General features: G+C 65.9%; 13 protein-coding genes. 4 read left to right on the forward strand and 9 right to left on the reverse strand.

The window, feature by feature from the left end:
• Window positions 1–73: 73 nt before the first annotated feature.
• The 4 genes from rnr (at window position 74) to ABB30_RS07865 (ending at window position 6,022) form a co-directional block, all read left to right on the forward strand.
• A complete protein-coding gene (gene rnr / locus ABB30_RS07850) occupies window positions 74–2,650 on the forward strand; it encodes a ribonuclease R (protein ID WP_083489757.1) in 2,577 nt (858 codons plus the stop codon).
• A 116-nt stretch (window positions 2,651–2,766) separates the two neighbouring features.
• A complete protein-coding gene (rlmB, locus tag ABB30_RS07855) occupies window positions 2,767–3,510 on the forward strand; it encodes a 23S rRNA (guanosine(2251)-2'-O)-methyltransferase RlmB (RefSeq protein ID WP_057637745.1) in 744 nt (247 codons plus the stop codon).
• Window positions 3,511–3,699: 189 nt separating this feature from the next.
• Window positions 3,700–4,848 carry a P1 family peptidase gene (locus ABB30_RS07860; protein WP_211263468.1) on the forward strand — a complete coding sequence of 383 codons (1,149 nt, stop codon included), beginning with the start codon at window positions 3,700–3,702 and terminating at the stop codon, window positions 4,846–4,848.
• A 115-nt stretch (window positions 4,849–4,963) separates the two neighbouring features.
• Window positions 4,964–6,022 carry a 6-phosphofructokinase gene (locus ABB30_RS07865; protein ID WP_057637747.1) on the forward strand — a complete coding sequence of 353 codons (1,059 nt, stop codon included), beginning with the start codon at window positions 4,964–4,966 and terminating at the stop codon, window positions 6,020–6,022.
• 206 nt (window positions 6,023–6,228) lie between these two features.
• On the opposite strand, the gene ABB30_RS16200 is transcribed toward ABB30_RS07865, so the two are convergent.
• From ABB30_RS16200 to ABB30_RS07910, 9 genes are all read right to left on the reverse strand, one after another.
• A complete protein-coding gene (locus ABB30_RS16200; protein WP_152980636.1) occupies window positions 6,229–7,593 on the reverse strand; it encodes an XVIPCD domain-containing protein in 1,365 nt (454 codons plus the stop codon).
• Window positions 7,593–8,198, reverse strand: a complete 606-nt coding sequence (locus ABB30_RS07880; RefSeq protein WP_152980637.1) for a hypothetical protein — start codon at window positions 8,196–8,198, stop codon at window positions 7,593–7,595. The genes ABB30_RS16200 and ABB30_RS07880 overlap by 1 nt, the downstream gene beginning before the upstream one ends.
• Window positions 8,199–8,505: 307 nt before the next feature.
• Window positions 8,506–9,111 carry a hypothetical protein gene (locus ABB30_RS07885; RefSeq protein ID WP_057637751.1) on the reverse strand — a complete coding sequence of 202 codons (606 nt, stop codon included), beginning with the start codon at window positions 9,109–9,111 and terminating at the stop codon, window positions 8,506–8,508.
• A gap of 140 nt (window positions 9,112–9,251) precedes the next feature.
• Complete coding sequence (locus ABB30_RS16500; protein WP_161808846.1) at window positions 9,252–9,419, reverse strand: hypothetical protein; 168 nt, start codon at window positions 9,417–9,419, stop codon at window positions 9,252–9,254.
• Window positions 9,419–10,024, reverse strand: coding sequence for a hypothetical protein (locus ABB30_RS07890; protein ID WP_152980638.1), 606 nt, complete (start codon window positions 10,022–10,024; stop codon window positions 9,419–9,421). Before ABB30_RS07890 ends, ABB30_RS16500 begins: the two co-directional genes overlap by 1 nt.
• A gap of 139 nt (window positions 10,025–10,163) precedes the next feature.
• Window positions 10,164–12,869: a UvrD-helicase domain-containing protein gene (locus tag ABB30_RS07895; RefSeq protein ID WP_057637753.1), complete on the reverse strand. Its 2,706-nt coding sequence runs from the start codon at window positions 12,867–12,869 to the stop codon at window positions 10,164–10,166.
• A 102-nt stretch (window positions 12,870–12,971) separates the two neighbouring features.
• Complete coding sequence (locus tag ABB30_RS07900; RefSeq protein ID WP_083489762.1) at window positions 12,972–14,381, reverse strand: TolC family protein; 1,410 nt, start codon at window positions 14,379–14,381, stop codon at window positions 12,972–12,974.
• An 8-nt stretch (window positions 14,382–14,389) separates the two neighbouring features.
• Entirely contained in the window at window positions 14,390–16,345 is a 1,956-nt protein-coding gene (locus tag ABB30_RS07905; RefSeq protein WP_057637755.1) for a MacB family efflux pump subunit, read from the reverse strand.
• Entirely contained in the window at window positions 16,342–17,736 is a 1,395-nt protein-coding gene (locus tag ABB30_RS07910) for an efflux RND transporter periplasmic adaptor subunit (RefSeq protein ID WP_425477384.1), read from the reverse strand. The genes ABB30_RS07905 and ABB30_RS07910 overlap by 4 nt, the downstream gene beginning before the upstream one ends.
• Between the last annotated feature and the right edge of the window lie 31 nt (window positions 17,737–17,767).

Consider the following 17,767-nt stretch of genomic DNA (forward strand, 5'->3'; position numbering starts at 1 on the left):
AGTTTTGTTTCATGGCCTGCGGTTTGTGCTGTAGACATCAGCTTGCCGGCTGCAGGCGCTACCATGGCAGGCAATGACAAAGAAGACTCCTTCAGGGCCCAAGGCCCGTCGCACCGCCGCCGGCGGCAATTCCTCCAAGCGCTCGTCGGGCAAGGCCGCAGCCACCGACAAGGGCCACAAGCAGCCGGACTGGCTGCCGACAAGCGAGGCCCCGCGCCCGGCACGGGCGGCCAAGTCGCCCACCTCCCGCAGCAGCCGCCCGCCGCAAGTGCCGGCACCCAAGGGGCTGCCGGGCTGGTTGCCGGAGCTGGAATCGCCGCCGTCACCGCGTGGGCCGAAGGGCCGCAAGCTGACCCCGGGCAGTGCGCCGGTGGCGGGCAAGCGTGCCGCCAAGGCGGGCGCAGGCGGTTTCGTTGACCCCCAGGCCGGGCGCGAAGCAGAGCGTTACGAAAACCCGATCGCCAGCCGCGAGGCTTTGCTGGATGTGCTGGCCCAGGCCGGCGGTCCGCGCAATGCGATGGAACTGGCCGCGCAGTTGAACCTGACCGCGCCGGACCGTTTCGAGGCCCTGAGCCGTCGCCTCGGTGCGATGGTGCGCGATGGCCAGCTGGTGCAGAACCGCCGTGGCGGCTTTGCTCCGGTGGCCCAGCTCAGCCTGGTTGCCGGCGTGGTGATTGCCAACCCGGAAGGCTTCGGCTTCCTGCGCCCGGACAGTGGCGGTGACGACCTGTTCCTGCCGCCGTATGAAATGCGCAAGGTCATGCATGGCGACCGCGTGCTGGCCAATGTGACCGGTATTGATCGCCGTGGCCGCCGCGAGGGCAGCATCGCGCGCGTGGTCGAGCGCGGCATGACCCGCCTGATCGGCCGTTTCATCACCGAGTTCGGCATCAATTATGTGGTGCCCGATGACAAGCGCATCGGCCGCAATATCCAGATCCCGCCCGCTGCCATCGGCGAGGCACGTGATGGCCAGCTGGTGGTGTGCGAGATCACCCAGGCGCCGGACACCAAGCGCCCGCCGATCGGCAAGATCCTCACCGTGCTCGGTGACAAGCTCACCCCGTCGCTGGTGGTGGAAGCGGCCATCCACGGCCATGAGCTGCCGTTCGAGTTCCCGCGCGAGGTGATCGACGAGGCGGCTGCGGTGCCGGTGGACGTGGCTCCGGCCGAGATCAGCGACCGGGTGGACCTGCGTTCGCTGCCGCTGGTGACCATCGACGGTGAGGACGCCAAGGACTTCGATGACGCGGTGTACTGCGAAGCCACCCGTGACGGCTTCCGCCTGGTGGTGGCCATTGCCGATGTGTCCTATTACGTGCGTCCGGGCCAGCCGCTGGATGACGAGGCGCAGACGCGTGCGACCTCGGTGTATTTCCCTGGCTTCGTGGTGCCGATGCTGCCGGAGACCCTGTCCAACGGCATCTGCTCGCTCAAGCCGAAGGTGGACCGCATGTGCTTTGTCTGCGACATGCAGATCGACCGCAGCGGCCAGGTCATCGAATCCAAATTCTATGAAGCGGTGATGCATTCGCATGCGCGCCTGACCTACACCCAGGTGTGGCAGGCGGTGGGCGAGGGCGACCCGGCTGCCATTGCGGTGCTGGGCGACAACCTGGAGGCGGTGCAGCGCCTGCACCAGCTGTACAAGGTGCTGGCCAAGGCGCGCGCCAAGCGTGGCGCGATCGAGTTTGAATCCAGCGAAGTGCGCTTCGTGCTCGACAACACCGGCCAGGTGACCCAGGCCGGGATGCTGGTACGCAACGACGCGCACAAGCTGATCGAGGAATGCATGATTGCGGCCAACGTCGAGGCGGCGCGCTTCCTGCTCGCTTCCGGGGTGCCGGCACCGTACCGCATCCATGAGAAGCCGCCGGAGTCCAAGTACGAGGACCTGCTGGAGTTCCTGAAGGAATTCCAGCTCAGCCTGCCGGCCTGGCCCAAGGTGCGCCCGGGTGATTTCACCAAGCTGCTGGGCAAGATCCGCGAGCGCCCGGATGCGGCCCTGATCGAGTCGGTGCTGCTGCGCAGCCAGTCACTGGCGGTGTACAGCCCGGACAACGTTGGCCATTTCGGCCTGGCGCTGGAGTTCTACGCCCACTTCACCTCACCGATCCGCCGTTATCCGGACCTGCTGGTGCACCGGGCGATCAAGCAGGCGCTGGGCCGGGCCAAGCGCGGCGAGTTCCCGTACGGCGGCCGCGAGATGGCAGCGCTGTCGCTGCAGTGTTCCGAGCGTTCGCGCCGGGCCGACGAGGCCGAGCGCGAGGTCGACGAGCGCTACCGTGCGGCGTGGATGGAAAAGCACGTCGGCAAGGAATTTGACGGCGTGATCAGCGGGGTGACCAGCTTTGGCCTGTTCGTCGAGCTGGACCAGTCCAAGGTCAATGGCCTGGTCCATGTGACCCAGCTGCCGCACGACTTCTACCACTTCGATGCCACCCGCAAGGTGCTCACCGGCGAACGCCGCGGCCACGAATACCGCCTGGGTGACCGGGTGTCGATCCTGGTGCTCAAGGCCAGCATGGAAGAGCGCAAGATCGACTTCCGCCTGGTCAGCCACCTCGGCGAGGAGGAGCAGGGCAGCGGCATGCCCCTGCCGCCCGGCCGTGGCGGTGCGCCCAAGCGCGGTGGCAAGAAGAAGTACTGATCTGGCGTGATCAGCCTGATCGCCGGGGCAGCAACGCCCCGGCCTCTTAAGACCGGCTTCACCCAGCAGCGGCCGCAGGCCGTACCATTAGCCCCTGAATTTTTCCCGTGGCGCCCATGAGCAAGCAGAACCAATGGATCGTCGGCGTCAACGCCGTCGCGTCCGCCATCGAAAAGGACGCCGAGAACGTCCGTGAAGTGCTGATCGAAGCCGGCAACAAGAATGCCCGCCTGGTCGAGATCGAAGAAGAAGCCCTGCGCAAGGACATCTCCGTGCGCAAGGTCAATGCCCAGGCACTGGGCGGCGTGGCCGGCCAGCTGCGTCATCAGGGCGTGGCCGCGCGTTACGCCGCAGCCAAGCTGACCGAGGAATCGGAGCTGCCGGGCCTGATCGAGGCGGCCGAAGGCAAGGCCCTGCTGCTGGTGCTGGACGAGGTGCAGGATCCGCACAACCTGGGCGCCTGCCTGCGCAGCGCCGCCGCTGCCGGGGTCACCGCAGTGATCATTCCCAAGGACAAGAGCGCACAGGTCAACGCCACCGTGCGCAAGGTCAGTGCCGGCGCTGCCGACACCATCCCGGTGATCGCGGTGACCAACCTGTCGCGGAGCCTGAAGGAAATGCAGAAGCTGGGCGTGTGGGCCTACGGCCTGGCCGGTGAGGCCACCCAGACCATCCACCAGCTGGACCTGACCGGCAACGTGGCCCTGGTGATGGGCGGTGAGGGCGATGGCCTGCGCCGCCTGACCCGCGAGACCTGCGACGGCCTGGTCAAGATTCCGATGCCCGGCGACATTGAAAGCCTCAATGTGTCGGTGGCTACCGGTATCGCCCTGTTCGAGGCCGTGCGCCAGCGACTGTAAGCGGCGCCTGCAACGGATCAAGAACCCCGCCTGGTGCGGGGTTTTTTGTTGCCGCGGATACCTGCCCGGCCGGGGTGCCGTTTGGCGCTTGCTGGCGGGCCGGGCATCGCACACAGTGTGGCGATCACCAATCGGGGAAGAAACATGGCAGCAGGCAAGCACGGGTGGGCCGGGTGGGCCGGGTGGGCCGTGGCATTGACGATGCTGGCGGCCGGGCCGCTGCAGGCGGCGCAGGGCGAGCGGGTGCGCGCGCGTGATCTGGGCGTGGCACCGGGCATCTTCGCCACCGGCACCCACAACGCCATTACCGATGTGGCCGGGGTACGCGTGGGCCAGGTCAGCCTGATCGAGGGCGAGAGCGTGCGCACCGGGGTCACCGCGATCCTGCCGCATGCCGGCAATGCCTACCGCTCGCGGGTACCGGCCGCGGTGCATGTGGGCAATGGCTACGGCAAGTTTGTCGGCCTGAGCCAGGTCAACGAACTGGGCGAACTGGAAACCCCGATCGTGCTGACCTGCACTCTGTGCGTGTGGAAGGCCGCCGATGCGATGGCCGAGTGGATGCTGGCCAAGCCGGAGATGGCCAGCGTGCGCTCGCTCAATGCGCTGGTGGGCGAAACCAATGACGGCGGCCTCAATGACATCCGCGCCCGCCCGGTGAGCGCCGCTGCCGTACGCCAGGCGCTGGAAAGCGCCAGTGACGGCCCGGTGGCCGAGGGCAGTGTCGGCGCCGGCACCGGTACCGAGATGTTCGGTTGGAAGGGTGGTATCGGCACCTCTTCGCGCAAGCTGCCCGACAGCCTGGGTGGCTGGACCGTGGGCGTGCTGGTGCAGGGCAACTACGGCGGCGTGCTGCAGGTGGCCGGGGCCCCGGTTGGCCAGGCCTTGAACCAGTACGCGTTCCAGCACGCGGTGGCAGCCACCGACGCAGGCAAGGGCCTGGCCGATGACAGCGGCGATGGCTCGATCATCATCGTCATTGCCACCGATGCGCCACTGTCGGACCGCAACCTCAGGCGTCTGGCCTCGCGCGGGATGATGGGCCTGGGCCGCACCGGCAGTTCGGCCTCCAATGGCAGTGGCGACTACATCCTGGCCTTCTCTACCAACGAATCGGTACGTCGCGCGTTCGATGCGCCGCGCCACAGCACCACCGAGCTGGCCAATGAATCGATGAGCGCGGTATTCCAGGCCGGCGTGGACGCGGTGGAGGAGGCGATCTACAACGCCTTGTTCATGGCCACCACGGTGAGCGGCAATGGCATCACGGTGGAGGCGATCGACCTGCAGCGCGTGCGTCAGGTGCTGCGCCGGCATGGGATCAATCCGCAGCCCTGAGCTGTGCGGCGTACCGCAGCAGCAAGGCGCTGTTGGCGGGCTGACCATCAGCGGCCTTGCATGGGATGATCAGCAGATGCCGGACCGAACCGGCAGCGTTGTCCAGGAGAATCCAATGCGTGTAGGTGTGTTGACCGGCGGTGGTGACTGCCCGGGCTTGAATGCGGTGATCCGTGCGGTGACCAAGTCGCTGATCCGCCAAGGCGATTGCGAGGTCATCGGGATCGAGGATGGCTTTGAAGGCCTGATGGGCGCCACGCCGCGGGTGATGCCGCTGGATTGGGAGCGCGTGTCGGGCATCCTGCATGCCGGCGGCACCATCCTGGGTACCAGCAACAGCGCCAACCCCTTGGCCAACGAGGCCACCGTGGCCCAGGTCAAGGCCAACGTGCAGGCGCTGGGCCTGGAGGTGGTGGTGTCCATCGGCGGCGACGGCACCCAGAGCCTGGCTCATGCACTGGCACAGGCGGTGGGCATGCAGTGCGTGGGTGTGCCCAAGACGATCGACAACGACATCGCCAACTGCGAGCGCAGCTTTGGCTTTGATACGGCGGTGGCCACCGCCAGCGAGGCCTTGCGCCGGATCGAGAGCACCGCCAGCAGCCATCACCGGGTGATGATCGTGGAGACCATGGGCCGCCATGCCGGCTGGCTGGCGCTGGAGGCCGGGATTGCCGGTGCCGCCGATGTGATCCTGGTACCGGAAATCGACTATGACCTGCAGGCCATCATTGATGTCTGCAAGGCGCGCGAACAGCGCCAGCGCTACACCATCATCTGCATCGGTGAAGGGGCCAAGGAAAGTGGCCACAGCCAGACCGTGCGCCAGACCATTGCCGGCAGCACCGACCCGGTGCGCCTGGGCGGCGTGGCCCACGTGCTGCGCGAACGCCTGCAGCCGCACCTGAAAAGCGAAGTGCGTGCCACCGTGCTGGGGCATGTGCAGCGCGGCGGTGAGCCCACCCCGTTTGACCGCGTGCTGGCCACCCAGTTCGGCCACCATGCCGCGCAGTTGGTGTTGTCCGGCCAGTTCGGGCGCATGGTCACCCTGCAGCACGGGCGCATCACCAGCGTGCCGATTGCCAGCGTGGCCAACAGCCAGCGCCGCATCGACCTGCATCACCCGCTGATGGTGATGGCCCGCGATATCGGTATCTGTCTGGGCGAGGCCTGAGTACGGCTGTCGCTACAGGCGGGCTGTTGAGCCGCCTGTTCGGCAACGGCTGTCGCGACCGGGGTCGCTCCCACGGTGTCATCTGCAAGCCTGGTCGCGGTGTTGGTCAGGTAGTGGTGATGCTGGAGTAGCCCGGTGTACGCGCGGGCGCGCCGGGCCTGAGCGCCGTGATTTTTGATCTTTTCTGCAACTGGCTCGAGCAGGCTTCAGAGTGCGGGGGACTGGCCGTATTGAGCCTGTTCGGCCTGCTGCGTGTGTGCCGGGTTGTCGTTGGGCTGTTGCTGGTTGGCCTGGCGCTGTTCCTGCTCGCGATGGGCCTGCAGTTGGTCATAACTTTGTTCGGCCGGGGCAGACAGTGCTTGTGCGGTACTCATATGCGCACGGTTGAGGTACGGGTCGCAGTGGCTGCCTTCTGCCTCGCGGCTGAGGAAGACCAGTGCGCCGGCAGGCTGTTGCCCACTGGCGTTGCTGAAGCAGATGGAGGGGGCGTCGTCTGCGGTAAAGCCACTGCGGGCGGCCAACAGGCTCAGGCTGGCACTCATGCGCTCGCTGTCGGCATCCCAAGGTTTGCCCAGGCGGGCTTCCAGCTGGGCCAGCTCACTGCGCAGGTGCTGGTCCAGGGCTTGATCCTGGGCGCTGAGACGCTGATTGCCCGTTGCGCTGGTTTCCTGGGTGTTGGCGGGGGCGTGGCTGACCGCAGGCGCCTTGGTGGGGATGAAGTTGGCCGGTATGGCGTCCGGCGCCAACGCGCTGGGATCTATCCCCAAGGCAGGAAGGTCGACATACACGGCGGGTGCCGCTCTGCCCGGGTTGTCCTTCTGGGCCTGGGCTTCGGCATTGGCAATGATGCGAAGTCCGATCTGACCATAGTGATGTGGATAGCCGCGTTCGTCATAAAACAGCTTGCCCATTGCCTCCACGTTCTCTGGCTTGCTCGGGTCAATTTGCAGGTTTTGATCGAAGACAAGGTTGTCGCGGGCTAGATAGCTGTAATTTGGTCGGGTGCCGCTACGATCAATGTACGATTTCATCTCGCGAGGGTTGGCTTCGTACAGATCTTCCAATGTGGCTTGTTTGTTCTGGCCGCGCACATATTCAGCCAGTGCATTTACACCATGGATTTCATCAATGGCTTCGCGGGTGCGCTGCAGCTGGCCGCGTTGCGCCATCGTATCGGTATAGTCGTGGTTGCCACTGCTCTGTGCCAGGGCATCAACATCTTGTTGGAATTGATTGTTGGTGGCCCGGATACTTTCACGATTCAATGCGTGGCCGATTTCATGGCCAGCAACGATACGTATGTAGTTTCTATCGGCAGGAGCTGCCAAACTGCCACCGAGAAGTCCGTCGCTGGGCAGGCTGATGACGCCGGATCTGCTGTTGTAGAGCCCATCTCCACCAGCCCCGGTGCTGTCAAATCCAGTCAACTGCCCAGCTTCGGCGGCTTGGTTGAAACGTGCCTTCAGCTGCGGTGTGTCGTCCAGGATGGCCGCCAGTGCTTTGCCCTGGCCTGGGTAGGCGGCATCAAATGCATCCAACATTTGTTCGAGCTTGGTCTTGTTGGTTGACATTAATTTTCTCCGGTGATCTCTATTGAGATGTACTGGATGCACGCGTCGGTGTCTGCTTCGCCATATTTACCATCCACCGTAGCGGTGATTACGATAGAGCCAGCCCGGCTGCGCCATCGGGCATCGCTGCCAAACCGGATTGGCCCCAACCACTGGGCAGGTGTGGCACCGGCAGCGGTCAGCACCGGTTGCAGTGCGGCCACGCTGAGAGGGCACTGCCCAGGGGCAGGCTCGAACTCCAGATCAAGTCGTATTGCCTGCGGTGAGCCTACCCCAACGCCAATGACCCCAAAATTGCTGCCGTCCGACAGTGGTATATCGGTTCCGAAATACACTGGACCTTTCGAACGTGACTGCAAAGGGTAGCCCAATTGGGTGGCAACCTCGTCGGCAGAAAAATGACGGACATGCTGGGCACCACGGATCATCCGGGTCAGTGCAGAGAGCAGTTCTGGCTGGGACAATTCGGTCATGGCTTCGGTTTCCGGCAGGTGAATGATTTTTGGGGAGGCGATGGCATCGGTGTGGCGACAGCCAAACAGCAAAAATGATGTGCTCAGCAACAGGCTGAGCAAGGCGACAGGCGATGATGGCGGTGCTTTCATTGTTTATCCCGCTCCACTATCCGTGCTTGACGCTACTGGTGATGGCGCACGCGGGCAAGCCCAGAGAAGGCGCTGTTGCTGTGGTGGGGCAGGATTGGTGCAAATCATCACATTGGATGTGTGATGGCTTGTGTGGTTTATCACCGGTAACCCTTGCAGCGTGGTTCCTGCATCCTCGATGCATTGCCAACGCCTTGCGCCGGTTGCGTGGCCGCGAGGTCGTCAGTGTCGAGCAGCGGCCACGCTTCGTGCCACGGGGTGATCCACCTTTTCTCGTGTACTCGGTGGCGCGGCCTTTCCTCAGCCATCAGTGCTCTCCGAGTATCTGAAGACTGATGCGCTGGATGCAGGCATCGGTGTCGGCCGCGCCATATTTGCCATCCACCGTGGCAGTGATCAGTAACGAGCCAGCTCTGCTGTCCCATTCAGCGACACTGCCAAACCGTATGGGGCCCTGCCACTGGGCAGGTGTGGCACCGGCATCGGCAAGCACCGGCTGCAGTGCGGCTACGCTGAGTGGGCACTGCCCGGGAGCAGGCTCGAACTCCAGGTCCAGCCGGTTTGCTGGCGGTGAAATGGCTCCTACGCCAAGGACCATGAACTTGCTGCCATCGGCCAGAGCCAGCTCGGTGCCGAAGTACACCGGGCCTTCTGCGTTTGACTGCAGCGGGTGGCCCAATTGGGCGGCAACTTCATCGGCAGAAAAATGGCGTACATGCTGCGCACCGCGGATCATCTTGGTCAGTGCACCGAGCAGTTCTGGCCGGGACATGCCGGCCATGGCTTGGGCTTGTGGCAAGGGCGTGCTTGGCGGCGTGGCAATGGCCTCGGCATGGCGGCACCCCACCAACAGCAGCGGTACACCCAGCAGCAGGCTGAGCCAGGTGACAGGCGATGATGGCGGTGCTTTCATTGTTTATCCCGCTCCAATATCCGTGCTTGACGCTATTGATGATGGCGCACGCGGGCAAGCCCAGAGAAGGCGCTGTTGCTGTGGTGCGACAGGATGGGGGCAAATCATCACGTTGGATATGTGATGGCTTGCGTGGTTCATCACCTGTAACCCTTGCAGCGCAGTTCCTGCATCGTCGATGCATTGCCAACGCCTTGCGCCGGTTGCGTGGCCGCGAGGTCGTCAGTGTCGAGCAGCGGCCACGCTTCGTACCACGGCGTAATCCGCCTTTTCTCGTGTACTCGGTGGCGCGGGCTTTCCTCAGCCATCAGTGCTCTCCGAGTATCTGAAGACTGATGCGCTGGATGCAGGCATCGGTGTCGGCCGCGCCATATTTGCCGTCCACTATGGCAGTGATCAGTAGCGAGCCAGCCCTACTGTCCCATTCAGCCACGCTGCCAAAGCGTATGGGTGCTTGCCATTGGGCGGGCGTGGCACCGGCAGCGGTCAGCACCGGTTGCAGTGCGGCCACGCTGAGAGGGCACTGCCCGGGGGCAGGCTCGAACTCCAGGTCCAGTCGGTCTACCTGTGGTGAGGACAAGCCGACGCCGAACACCAGGAATTTGCTGCCATCGGCCAGTGGCAGGCTGGTGACGAAATACTCAGGGCCTTCTGCGTTTGACTGCAGCGGGTGGCCCAATTGGGCGGCAACTTCGTCAGCAGAAAAATGGCGGACATGCTGGGCGCCGCGGATCATCCGGGTCAGTGCACCGAGCAGTTCTGGCCGGGACACGTCGGCCATGGCTTGGGCTTGAGACGAAGGTGTGGTTGGTGGGGTGGCAATGGCCTCGGCATGGCGGCACCCCACCAACAGCAGTGGTACACCCAGCAGCAGGCTGAGCCAGGTGACAGGCGATGAGATGGTTGCGGTCATGGTGGGTCCCGTTGGATGTCCCGACTCCACGCTACGAGTACACAGGGGGCGAGGACAAGGCCTGTCAGGGCGCCATCGGTGCGACAGGGCAGGAACCGTGCGAGCCATCACCCTGGATGGGTGATGGACCCATGATTGATCAGGGCAGTGCCTGGGCGCTGTGCGGGTATGTACTGGCTCGGGCTTGCGCTGGCTTGTAGGCGCAGCGCGGGTAGCTTGAGCAGGAATGGAACTCACCAAAGGGGCCGCTGCGCAGGATGAGCACCCCGGTGCCACAGGCCGGGCAGCGTTGCTCGTTCACCGCCTGGCCATCGAGTTGGGTCAGCTGCACGGCGCCATCGGCAACCAGTTCGTCCAGGAACGGCGAGTTGCGGCCCTGCACGCTGAGCAGCACCACCTGGCGGCGGGCGCGGGTCAGGGCGACGTAGAACAAGCGGCGTTCCTCGGCCAGCGGGAAGGTGTCGCCATCGGGCATGGCCAGGGCCAGGGCCGGGTCATCGGCGCGCTGGCTGGGGAAGCTGCCGGCCAGCAGCCCGGGCACGATCACCACATCGGCTTCGGCGCCCTTGGAGCGGTGGATGGTGGCAAAGCGCAGCTCCAGCCATGCACCGAAACGTGCCTGCCAATCAGCCGGGATGCAGGTGCGCTCGTGGTTGTAGCGGCCCAGTACGAACACCTGCAGCTTGCCCGCGCGCCCGGGCGCCTGCTGGCCACTGCGCAGTTGCATGACCAGACGCGTGAGCAACTGGCCCACCGCATCGGCCAGCTGTTCGCGCCGGGCTACCTGCACCGCCTGCAGCACCGGGCCATGCTCGGGCGTGGACGAGTGCACCTGCTTGGTCAGCTGGGCCGGGTTCTTGCTGACAAAGCGGCTGGCCACATCGCACAGGGCCTGCGGGCAGCGGAAGGTGCGTTGCAGCTGCAGTACCCGGCCGTGGCCGAAGTAGTCGGCAAAACGGGTCATCACGCTGATGTCGGCACCGGCAAAGCGGTTGATCGACTGCCAGTCATCGCCCACCGCAAACAGGTACCGATGTGGCGCGGCAGCCAGGGCGCGACACAGGCGGGCGCGGGCACGCGAGGCATCCTGGAACTCATCGGCCATCACCAGGGTCCACGGCGTGCTGGCCTGGCCACTTTCCAGCAGGGTGGCGGCCTGGTTGAGCATGTCCTCGAAATCGATACCGTGTTCGGCGGCCAGGGCCTCATCCCAGGCCTGGATCACGCTGCCGGCCAGTTCGAGGAAGCGGCGGTGGCGCTCTGCAAAGTCATCGCCCGGCAGCGCGGACAGGCGCTGTTGCAGGGCGGCGCGGTCCAGGGCGTTGCTCTTGGCATGGGTGATGAAGCAACGCATCAACGCGATCAGGGCGTCATCGCTGAGCGGGGCCTGGCCATCGGCTGGCAGCTCACGGTCCGGATGGGGGTCCAGTTCGATGCCGGCCGCCTGCAGGGCATTGGCCATCATGTGGAAGGCCTGGCCGCTGCGCAGCTGCTGCGAGTCGGTTTCCAGCCAGGCCTTGCCCTGCCGGTGCTGGCCCAGATGCTGCCAGTCCAGTGACTGCTCGCGGGCGGAAAAATGCAGGGGCCGCTGGCCATCGGCATCCAGCTGCAGATGGGCGTGGTACAGCCCGGCCTGCGGGTAGTGGAAATCGGCGCCCGCCGCGCCAGCACACTGGTAGTCCACACCGTTGTAGAACAGCCAGTTGGCGATCAGGCATTGCTCCTGGCTGCGTAGCTGTTCGCCGCGCAGGGTACGTGCATAGGGCTGCCCGTCACGGTCATGGCCGTCGGCATGGTCCAGCGCGGTGCCGGGTGCGGGCAGGGCATGGCCGAACACCAGGCGGAACATGTCCCAGCGGGTGCGGAAATCTTCCGAACGATCCTTCAGTGTATCCACCAGTTCGGCCAGCTTTTCGACCCCGGCCTGGGCGTCGATGGCCCAGGCCGGCACATGCGGCCTGCGCCCTCTGGCCTGGCCAATGATCTGCAGGCCCAGGGCATGGAAGGTGGCCGCCTGGACCTGCCAGTGCGGCTGGCCGAGACGGGCGAAGGCACGCTGGGCGCGCTGCTGCAGTTCGTTGGCTGCCTCCTTGTTGAAGGCCAGCATCACGATCTGCCCGGGCTGGGCGATGCCGCGCTCAATGGCATAGGCGGCCTTGGCCACCATGGTCGAGGTCTTGCCCGAGCCGGCCGCGGCCACCACCTGCACCCGGTTGTCAAAGCAGATCACCGCGCGGGCCTGTTCCTCGCTCAAGGGGCGGCTTTCCACCTGTTCGAACAGGGCACGGCTGTGCACCAGCTCGGCACCGGCCAGGTGCTGGTTGGCCTGCTCCCACAGCGCCGGCCAGTCGGCCTGCCAGTCTTCGGCGCAGCTGGCATCTGCACCGGCAGGCAGGGGCGAGGATGGCGCGCGCAGTGCCTGCTGCTGCGCATCGATGGCCTGACGCTGCTGCAGCAGGGCCAGTTGCTGCTCGTGGCTGATCCAGCGGCGCTGCTGCACGGCCTGGTCGCACAGGGCGTCGGCGGCATCGATCCACGCACGCATGGCGGCCTGGCGGTGCACTTGCCGGGCATTGGCCCGGGCCTGGTCGAGCAGCTGCTGCAGCTGGTGTGCATCGCGGCGCGACAGCCCGGCCAGGCTCAGCTCCCGGCCATCCTCGCTGTGCAGGTGCAGCGATGCCCACAGCCAGCCCTGATCCAGCCGCACCCCTTCACTGGCCAGTGGCACGCTGCAGCGGGCGGTGGGGGTGATGGCGGTGAGGTGGGCATCATCCAGATGCAGCGACCAGGGCGCGCAGCGGTGCAGGCGCAGGCCAAGGGCAGTGGGAAGCCAGCGGTGTTGCATCCAGCACGACCAAACAAAAGACAGCAGGCATCTTAGGCCAGCGGCCAGCAAAAAGGCCCCATCAAGTGATGGGGCCTTTGTTGGCAAGTGCGCGGCTGTGGCTCAGGGTTGGTTGCTGGCCGAACCGCCCAGGGCCTTGTACAGGCTGACCTGGTTGACCAGCACGCTGCGCCGGGCCTGGGCCAGGGCCAGCTCGGCACTGCGCCGGGTCTGCTGGGCGTCCAGCCAGTTGCGCAGGTCGGTGGCACCGGCGCGGTAGCGCACCTCGTACAGACGCTCGATCTCCAGCGCATGCGCGTAGGAGGCCTGGCTGGCAGCCAGCTGGATGGCCAGCTTTTCGCGTGCCGACAGGGCGTTGTCGGCCTCGGCCAGGGCGCTGTACAGCGTGCTGCGGAACTGGTTGGCGGCAATCTGGTAGGCCAGATCGGCCGATTCAATGTTCAGCTGCATCTGCCGGAACTTCAGAAACGGCAGGCTCAGGCCGGCACCGAGGCTGGCTACCGGGTTGGACAGTACATCGGCCAGGTCTGTACTGGAGCCGCCCACCGAGCCGCTCAGGCTCAAGGACGGGTAATAGCTGGTGGCCGTGACCTGGATGTTCTGCAGCGACTGGCGCAGGCGCAGTTCGGCCGCACGCAGGTCCGGGCGCCGGGCCAGCAGCTGTGCCGGCAGCCCGGCGTCGATGGCCGGCACGCTGTAGCCGTCCAGGTTCTGCGGCTCGCGTTCGACCGGCCAGGGCTGGCCATCGAGCAGCACGGTCAGGGCATTGCGTGCCTCCACCCGCTGCTGTTCCAGCTGCGACTGGGCGCTTTTCTGTGCTTCCAGGTTCTGTGCGGCCTGGCGGACTTCCAGCATCGACACCGCGCCGGCACGGTACTGCACGCCGACCAGGTCGTTGATGCGCTGCAGGCGTTCCAGGTTGGCCTGGCCGCTGCTGATGGCCAGGTTGAGGTAGCCCAGCTGCCAGTACAGCTCACTGGCCTGGCCGACCAGCAGCAGGGCGGTGTTCTGCAGATCGGCCGCGGTGGCTTGTGCTTCCCAGCGGGCGATGTCGCGCTGGCCGCGCAGCTTGCCCCACAGGTCCAGCTCCCAGCCGATGGACACACTGGCGCTGTAGTTCTCGCTCCAGTCATCGCTGCTGTCGATCCGGCGGTTGCCCGAAACCCCGACCGAGCCATTGGCACTGGGCCACAGGTCAGCACTGGCCAGGCCAGCCTGCAGGCGGGCGCGCTGCAGGCGCAGGCCGGCCACGGCCCAGTCGTTGTTGCTGGCCAGGACCTGGTCGATCAGGGCGTTGAGCCCGGCATCGTTGAAACCGGTCCACCACGCATCGGCGGCAATCTCGGTGGCCGGCGCGGTGACCTGCAGCGATTGCTGCTCGGTCGGGGTGGTGTGCTGGCCCCAGCCGGTGGGCACGCGAATGTCGGCGGCCGGGTTGGCGCCGGGGGTGGCACAGCCGGTCAGGATGGCGGCCAGGGCGGCGGGCAGGAGCAGGGAACGGTAAGTGGTCATGGCAGTCATCATTCGCGGGCCAGGGCATCGACCGGGTCCAGCTGGGCCGCATTGCGGGCCGGCAGGAAACCGAAGGCGATGCCGATCAGGGTCGAGCAGGCAAAGGCCGCCACGATCGAGCCGGTGGAGAAGATCAGGTTGAAGCTGGCGCCGAAGGCACTGAAGGCCCAGCCGATGGCCAGGGCCAGAGCGATGCCGAGCAGGCCGCCGAGCAGGCACACCAGCACCGCCTCGATCAGGAACTGCTGGCGGATGTCACTCTGGCGTGCGCCCACGGCCATGCGCACGCCGATCTCGCGGGTACGCTCGGTTACCGAGACCAGCATGATGTTCATCACCCCGATGCCGCCGACGATCAGGGCGATGGCGGCAATCGCGCCGATCAGCAGGGTCATGGTCTTGCTGGTGGATTCGATGGTTTCGCGGATCTCGGCGGTGTTGTTGAGGAAGAAGTCCTCGTTGCCGTTGTGACGCATCAGCAACAGCTTGCTGATGGCCGCCTGCGCGGCCGGCATCGGGGTGTCGTCCTTGACCCGCACGGTGATCGAGTTGATGTGGCTCTGGCCGAGCATCCGCGCCATCACCGTGGTGTGCGGGGCCCAGACGCTGAGGTTGGTGCTGCCACCAAAACCCATCGACTGGCGCTTGGCGATGCCGATCACGCGCGCCGGCACATTGCCCAGCAACACCACCTGGCCAATCGGATCCACGCTGCCGAACAGCTGGTTGCGGGTGTTCTCGTCGATCACCGCGACCTGGGCCAGTGACTTGACGTCATCGGCATCGAACAGGCGGCCGGAGACCAGGTTGACACCCTTGACCCGGAAGAACTGCTCGCCCACGCCATTGACCTGGGCATTGGCGGCCTTGTTGCCGACCCGTGCCGTGACCGAGGAGGACACCGACGGCGTGGCGCTGTCCACATAGCTCTGCTCGGCCAGGGCCTGGGCATCGGAGGCCTTGAGCGATTGCACCCGTCCCGAGCGCATGTCGCCAAAGCCACGGCCTGGGTAGACATCGATGGTGTTGGTGCCCAGTGCGGCGATGTTCTGCATGATCTGCTGCTGCGAGCCATTGCCCATGGCCACCACCGACACCACCGAGGCGATGCCGATGATGATGCCCAGCATGGTCAGGAAGGTACGCAGGCGGTGCGCGTTCATGGCCAGCACGGCCATGCGGAAGGCTTCGGTGAAGCGGTCGCGGGCGGCCTGGAAGGCATTGCCACCATTGCTGGCGCGCGCCGGCCTGGGCGTTGTCGGGGTTGCCGGGATCTGCTCATTGCGGCGGTCGGCAATGATCACGCCATCGCGGATCTCGATGATGCGCTGGCAGTGCTGGGCCACCTGCATGTCGTGGGTGACGATGATGATGGTGTGGCCCTCGGCATGCAGCTCGCCGAGGATCTTCATCACTTCCTCGCCCGAGGCGGTGTCCAGCGCGCCGGTGGGTTCATCGGCCAGGATCACCTCGCCACCGTTCATCAGGGCACGGGCAATGGACACGCGCTGCTGCTGGCCACCGGAGAGCTGGCCAGGCTTGTGGCCCATGCGCTCGCCCAGGCCCAGGCGCTGCAGCAGGGCCTGGGCGCGTTCGCTGCGGGCCGGGCCGGGTGTGCCGGCATACACCGCCGGCACGGCCACGTTGCCCAGGGCATCCAGGTCGCCGAGCAGGTGATAGCGCTGGAAGATGAAGCCGAAATGCTCGCGGCGAAGCTGGGCCAGCTCGTCAGGCGCCATGCGCCCGGTCTCGCGCCCGGCCACCTGGTAGGAACCGCTGGTGGGGCGGTCCAGACAGCCCAGGATGTTCATCAGGGTGGACTTGCCCGAGCCGGACTGGCCGACGATGGCCACCATTTCGCCGGCGGCAATGTCCAGGTTGACGTCCTTGAGCACGGCGATGGTGTCCTCGCCGGCCGGGAACTCGCGACGCAGGTCGCGCAACTGCAGCAGTGGCTGGTTCATCGACGCGGGCCACCCATCATCATCGGGCCGCCACGCATGTTGTTGCGCGAGCCGGCGGCGGCGCGCTCGGCATCGGTGACTTCGCCGACCACGACCTTGTCACCTTCGGCCAGTCCATCCACGACCTGGGCCATCGAGCCGTTGTTCAAGCCAATGCATACCGGCTTGGGCGCGGGCTGACCATCGGCGCCGACCACCCGCACCATGTAGGCGGTGCAGTCATCGCGACGGGCCGGGCGCTGGCCGCCGGGCGCTCCGTCCGGACGCGGGCCACGGCCAGAGGCCTGGCGACCTTGGCCATCGGCCGGGCGTTGGCCCTGTGCGGACGCATCGTCGCCGGCGCTGTTGTCGGCCGCTGCGCCGGCCTGGTGCTGGCCACGGCCTTCGCCCATCTTCGGGCCCAGTGCCACCGATGGGATCAGCAGCGCGTCCTTGGCCTGCTGCAGCAGCACCGAGACCTGGGCGGTCATGTCGATGCGCAGGGTGCCGTCGGGGTTTTCCACGTCGAACAGGGCGTTGTAGTACACCGCCGAGCTGGAACTGGAGCTGCTGGCGCTGCTGCTGGATTCGTTGGCGATCGAGGCCGGGGCCGGGTTCACCACGCGCAGGGTGGCGTGGTACTTGTGCTCGCTGTTGCCCAGGATGGTGAAGTAGACCGGCATGCCCGGCTTGACCTTGACCACGTCGGCCTCGGAGATCTCGGCATTGACGGTGACCGTGTCCAGCTTGGCCAGTTTGACGATGGTCGGCGCGGACTGGTTGGCGTTGACGGTACGGCCTTCCTCGGCCACCACGGCGACCACGGTGCCGTCGATAGGCGCGGTGATGCGGGTGTAGCCCAGGTTGGCGCGGGCGGTCTGCAGCTCGGCCTGACGCTGCTTGACCTGGGCATCCAGGGCCCGGATCTGGGCGCGGGTGGTGGCCAGCTTGGCTTCGGCGCTGTCGTACTCGGCCTTGGAGCTGGCCTGTTCGGCATACATCATCTTTTGCCGGTCAAAGGCCAGTTCGGCCTCGCGCAGGTTGGCCAGCTGCACCGAACGCTGGGCCTGGATGTTTTCCATCGCCGCTTCGGCATTGGTCAGGCTGTTGGTCTGGGTGGTCGAGTCGATCTCGGCGATCAGGTCGCCGGCCTTGACCTCGTCGCCCAGTTCCACATAAAGCTTCTTGATCTGGCCAGAGGCCTGGGCACCGACGTTGACCAGCTGGTAGGCATCGATCACACCGGTGGCATCCACCGTCTGTTCCAGATCGCCGCGGACCACCGCAGCGGTGGCCAGTTGCGGAGCCGCCTCGCCGCGGGTGAACCAGTAGTAGCCACCACCGATGGCAGCGATCACGGCAACGGCCAGGGCGACACGGGCAGAGCGGGACTTGGGCAGGGGCAGCTTCACAATGGCAACTCGTCATGGCCGCAGGCTGCGG

This window comes from Stenotrophomonas ginsengisoli (genome assembly GCF_001431485.1).
Taxonomy (GTDB): Bacteria; Pseudomonadota; Gammaproteobacteria; order Xanthomonadales; family Xanthomonadaceae; genus Stenotrophomonas; species Stenotrophomonas ginsengisoli.

What these genes read in the sequence shown, in the direction of transcription:
- rnr (WP_083489757.1), top strand. Translation starts at nt 74, where the DNA reads ATGACAAAGAAGACTCCTTCAGGGCCCAAGGCCCGTCGCACCGCCGCC.
- rlmB (WP_057637745.1), top strand. Translation starts at nt 2,767, where the DNA reads ATGAGCAAGCAGAACCAATGGATCGTCGGCGTCAACGCCGTCGCGTCC.
- ABB30_RS07865 (WP_057637747.1), top strand. Translation starts at nt 4,964, where the DNA reads ATGCGTGTAGGTGTGTTGACCGGCGGTGGTGACTGCCCGGGCTTGAAT.
- ABB30_RS16200 (WP_152980636.1), bottom strand. Translation starts at nt 7,593, where the DNA reads ATGTCAACCAACAAGACCAAGCTCGAACAAATGTTGGATGCATTTGAT.
- ABB30_RS07880 (WP_152980637.1), bottom strand. Translation starts at nt 8,198, where the DNA reads ATGAAAGCACCGCCATCATCGCCTGTCGCCTTGCTCAGCCTGTTGCTG.
- ABB30_RS07885 (WP_057637751.1), bottom strand. Translation starts at nt 9,111, where the DNA reads ATGAAAGCACCGCCATCATCGCCTGTCACCTGGCTCAGCCTGCTGCTG.
- ABB30_RS16500 (WP_161808846.1), bottom strand. Translation starts at nt 9,419, where the DNA reads ATGGCTGAGGAAAGCCCGCGCCACCGAGTACACGAGAAAAGGCGGATT.
- ABB30_RS07890 (WP_152980638.1), bottom strand. Translation starts at nt 10,024, where the DNA reads ATGACCGCAACCATCTCATCGCCTGTCACCTGGCTCAGCCTGCTGCTG.
- ABB30_RS07895 (WP_057637753.1), bottom strand. Translation starts at nt 12,869, where the DNA reads ATGCAACACCGCTGGCTTCCCACTGCCCTTGGCCTGCGCCTGCACCGC.
- ABB30_RS07900 (WP_083489762.1), bottom strand. Translation starts at nt 14,381, where the DNA reads ATGACCACTTACCGTTCCCTGCTCCTGCCCGCCGCCCTGGCCGCCATC.
- ABB30_RS07905 (WP_057637755.1), bottom strand. Translation starts at nt 16,345, where the DNA reads ATGAACCAGCCACTGCTGCAGTTGCGCGACCTGCGTCGCGAGTTCCCG.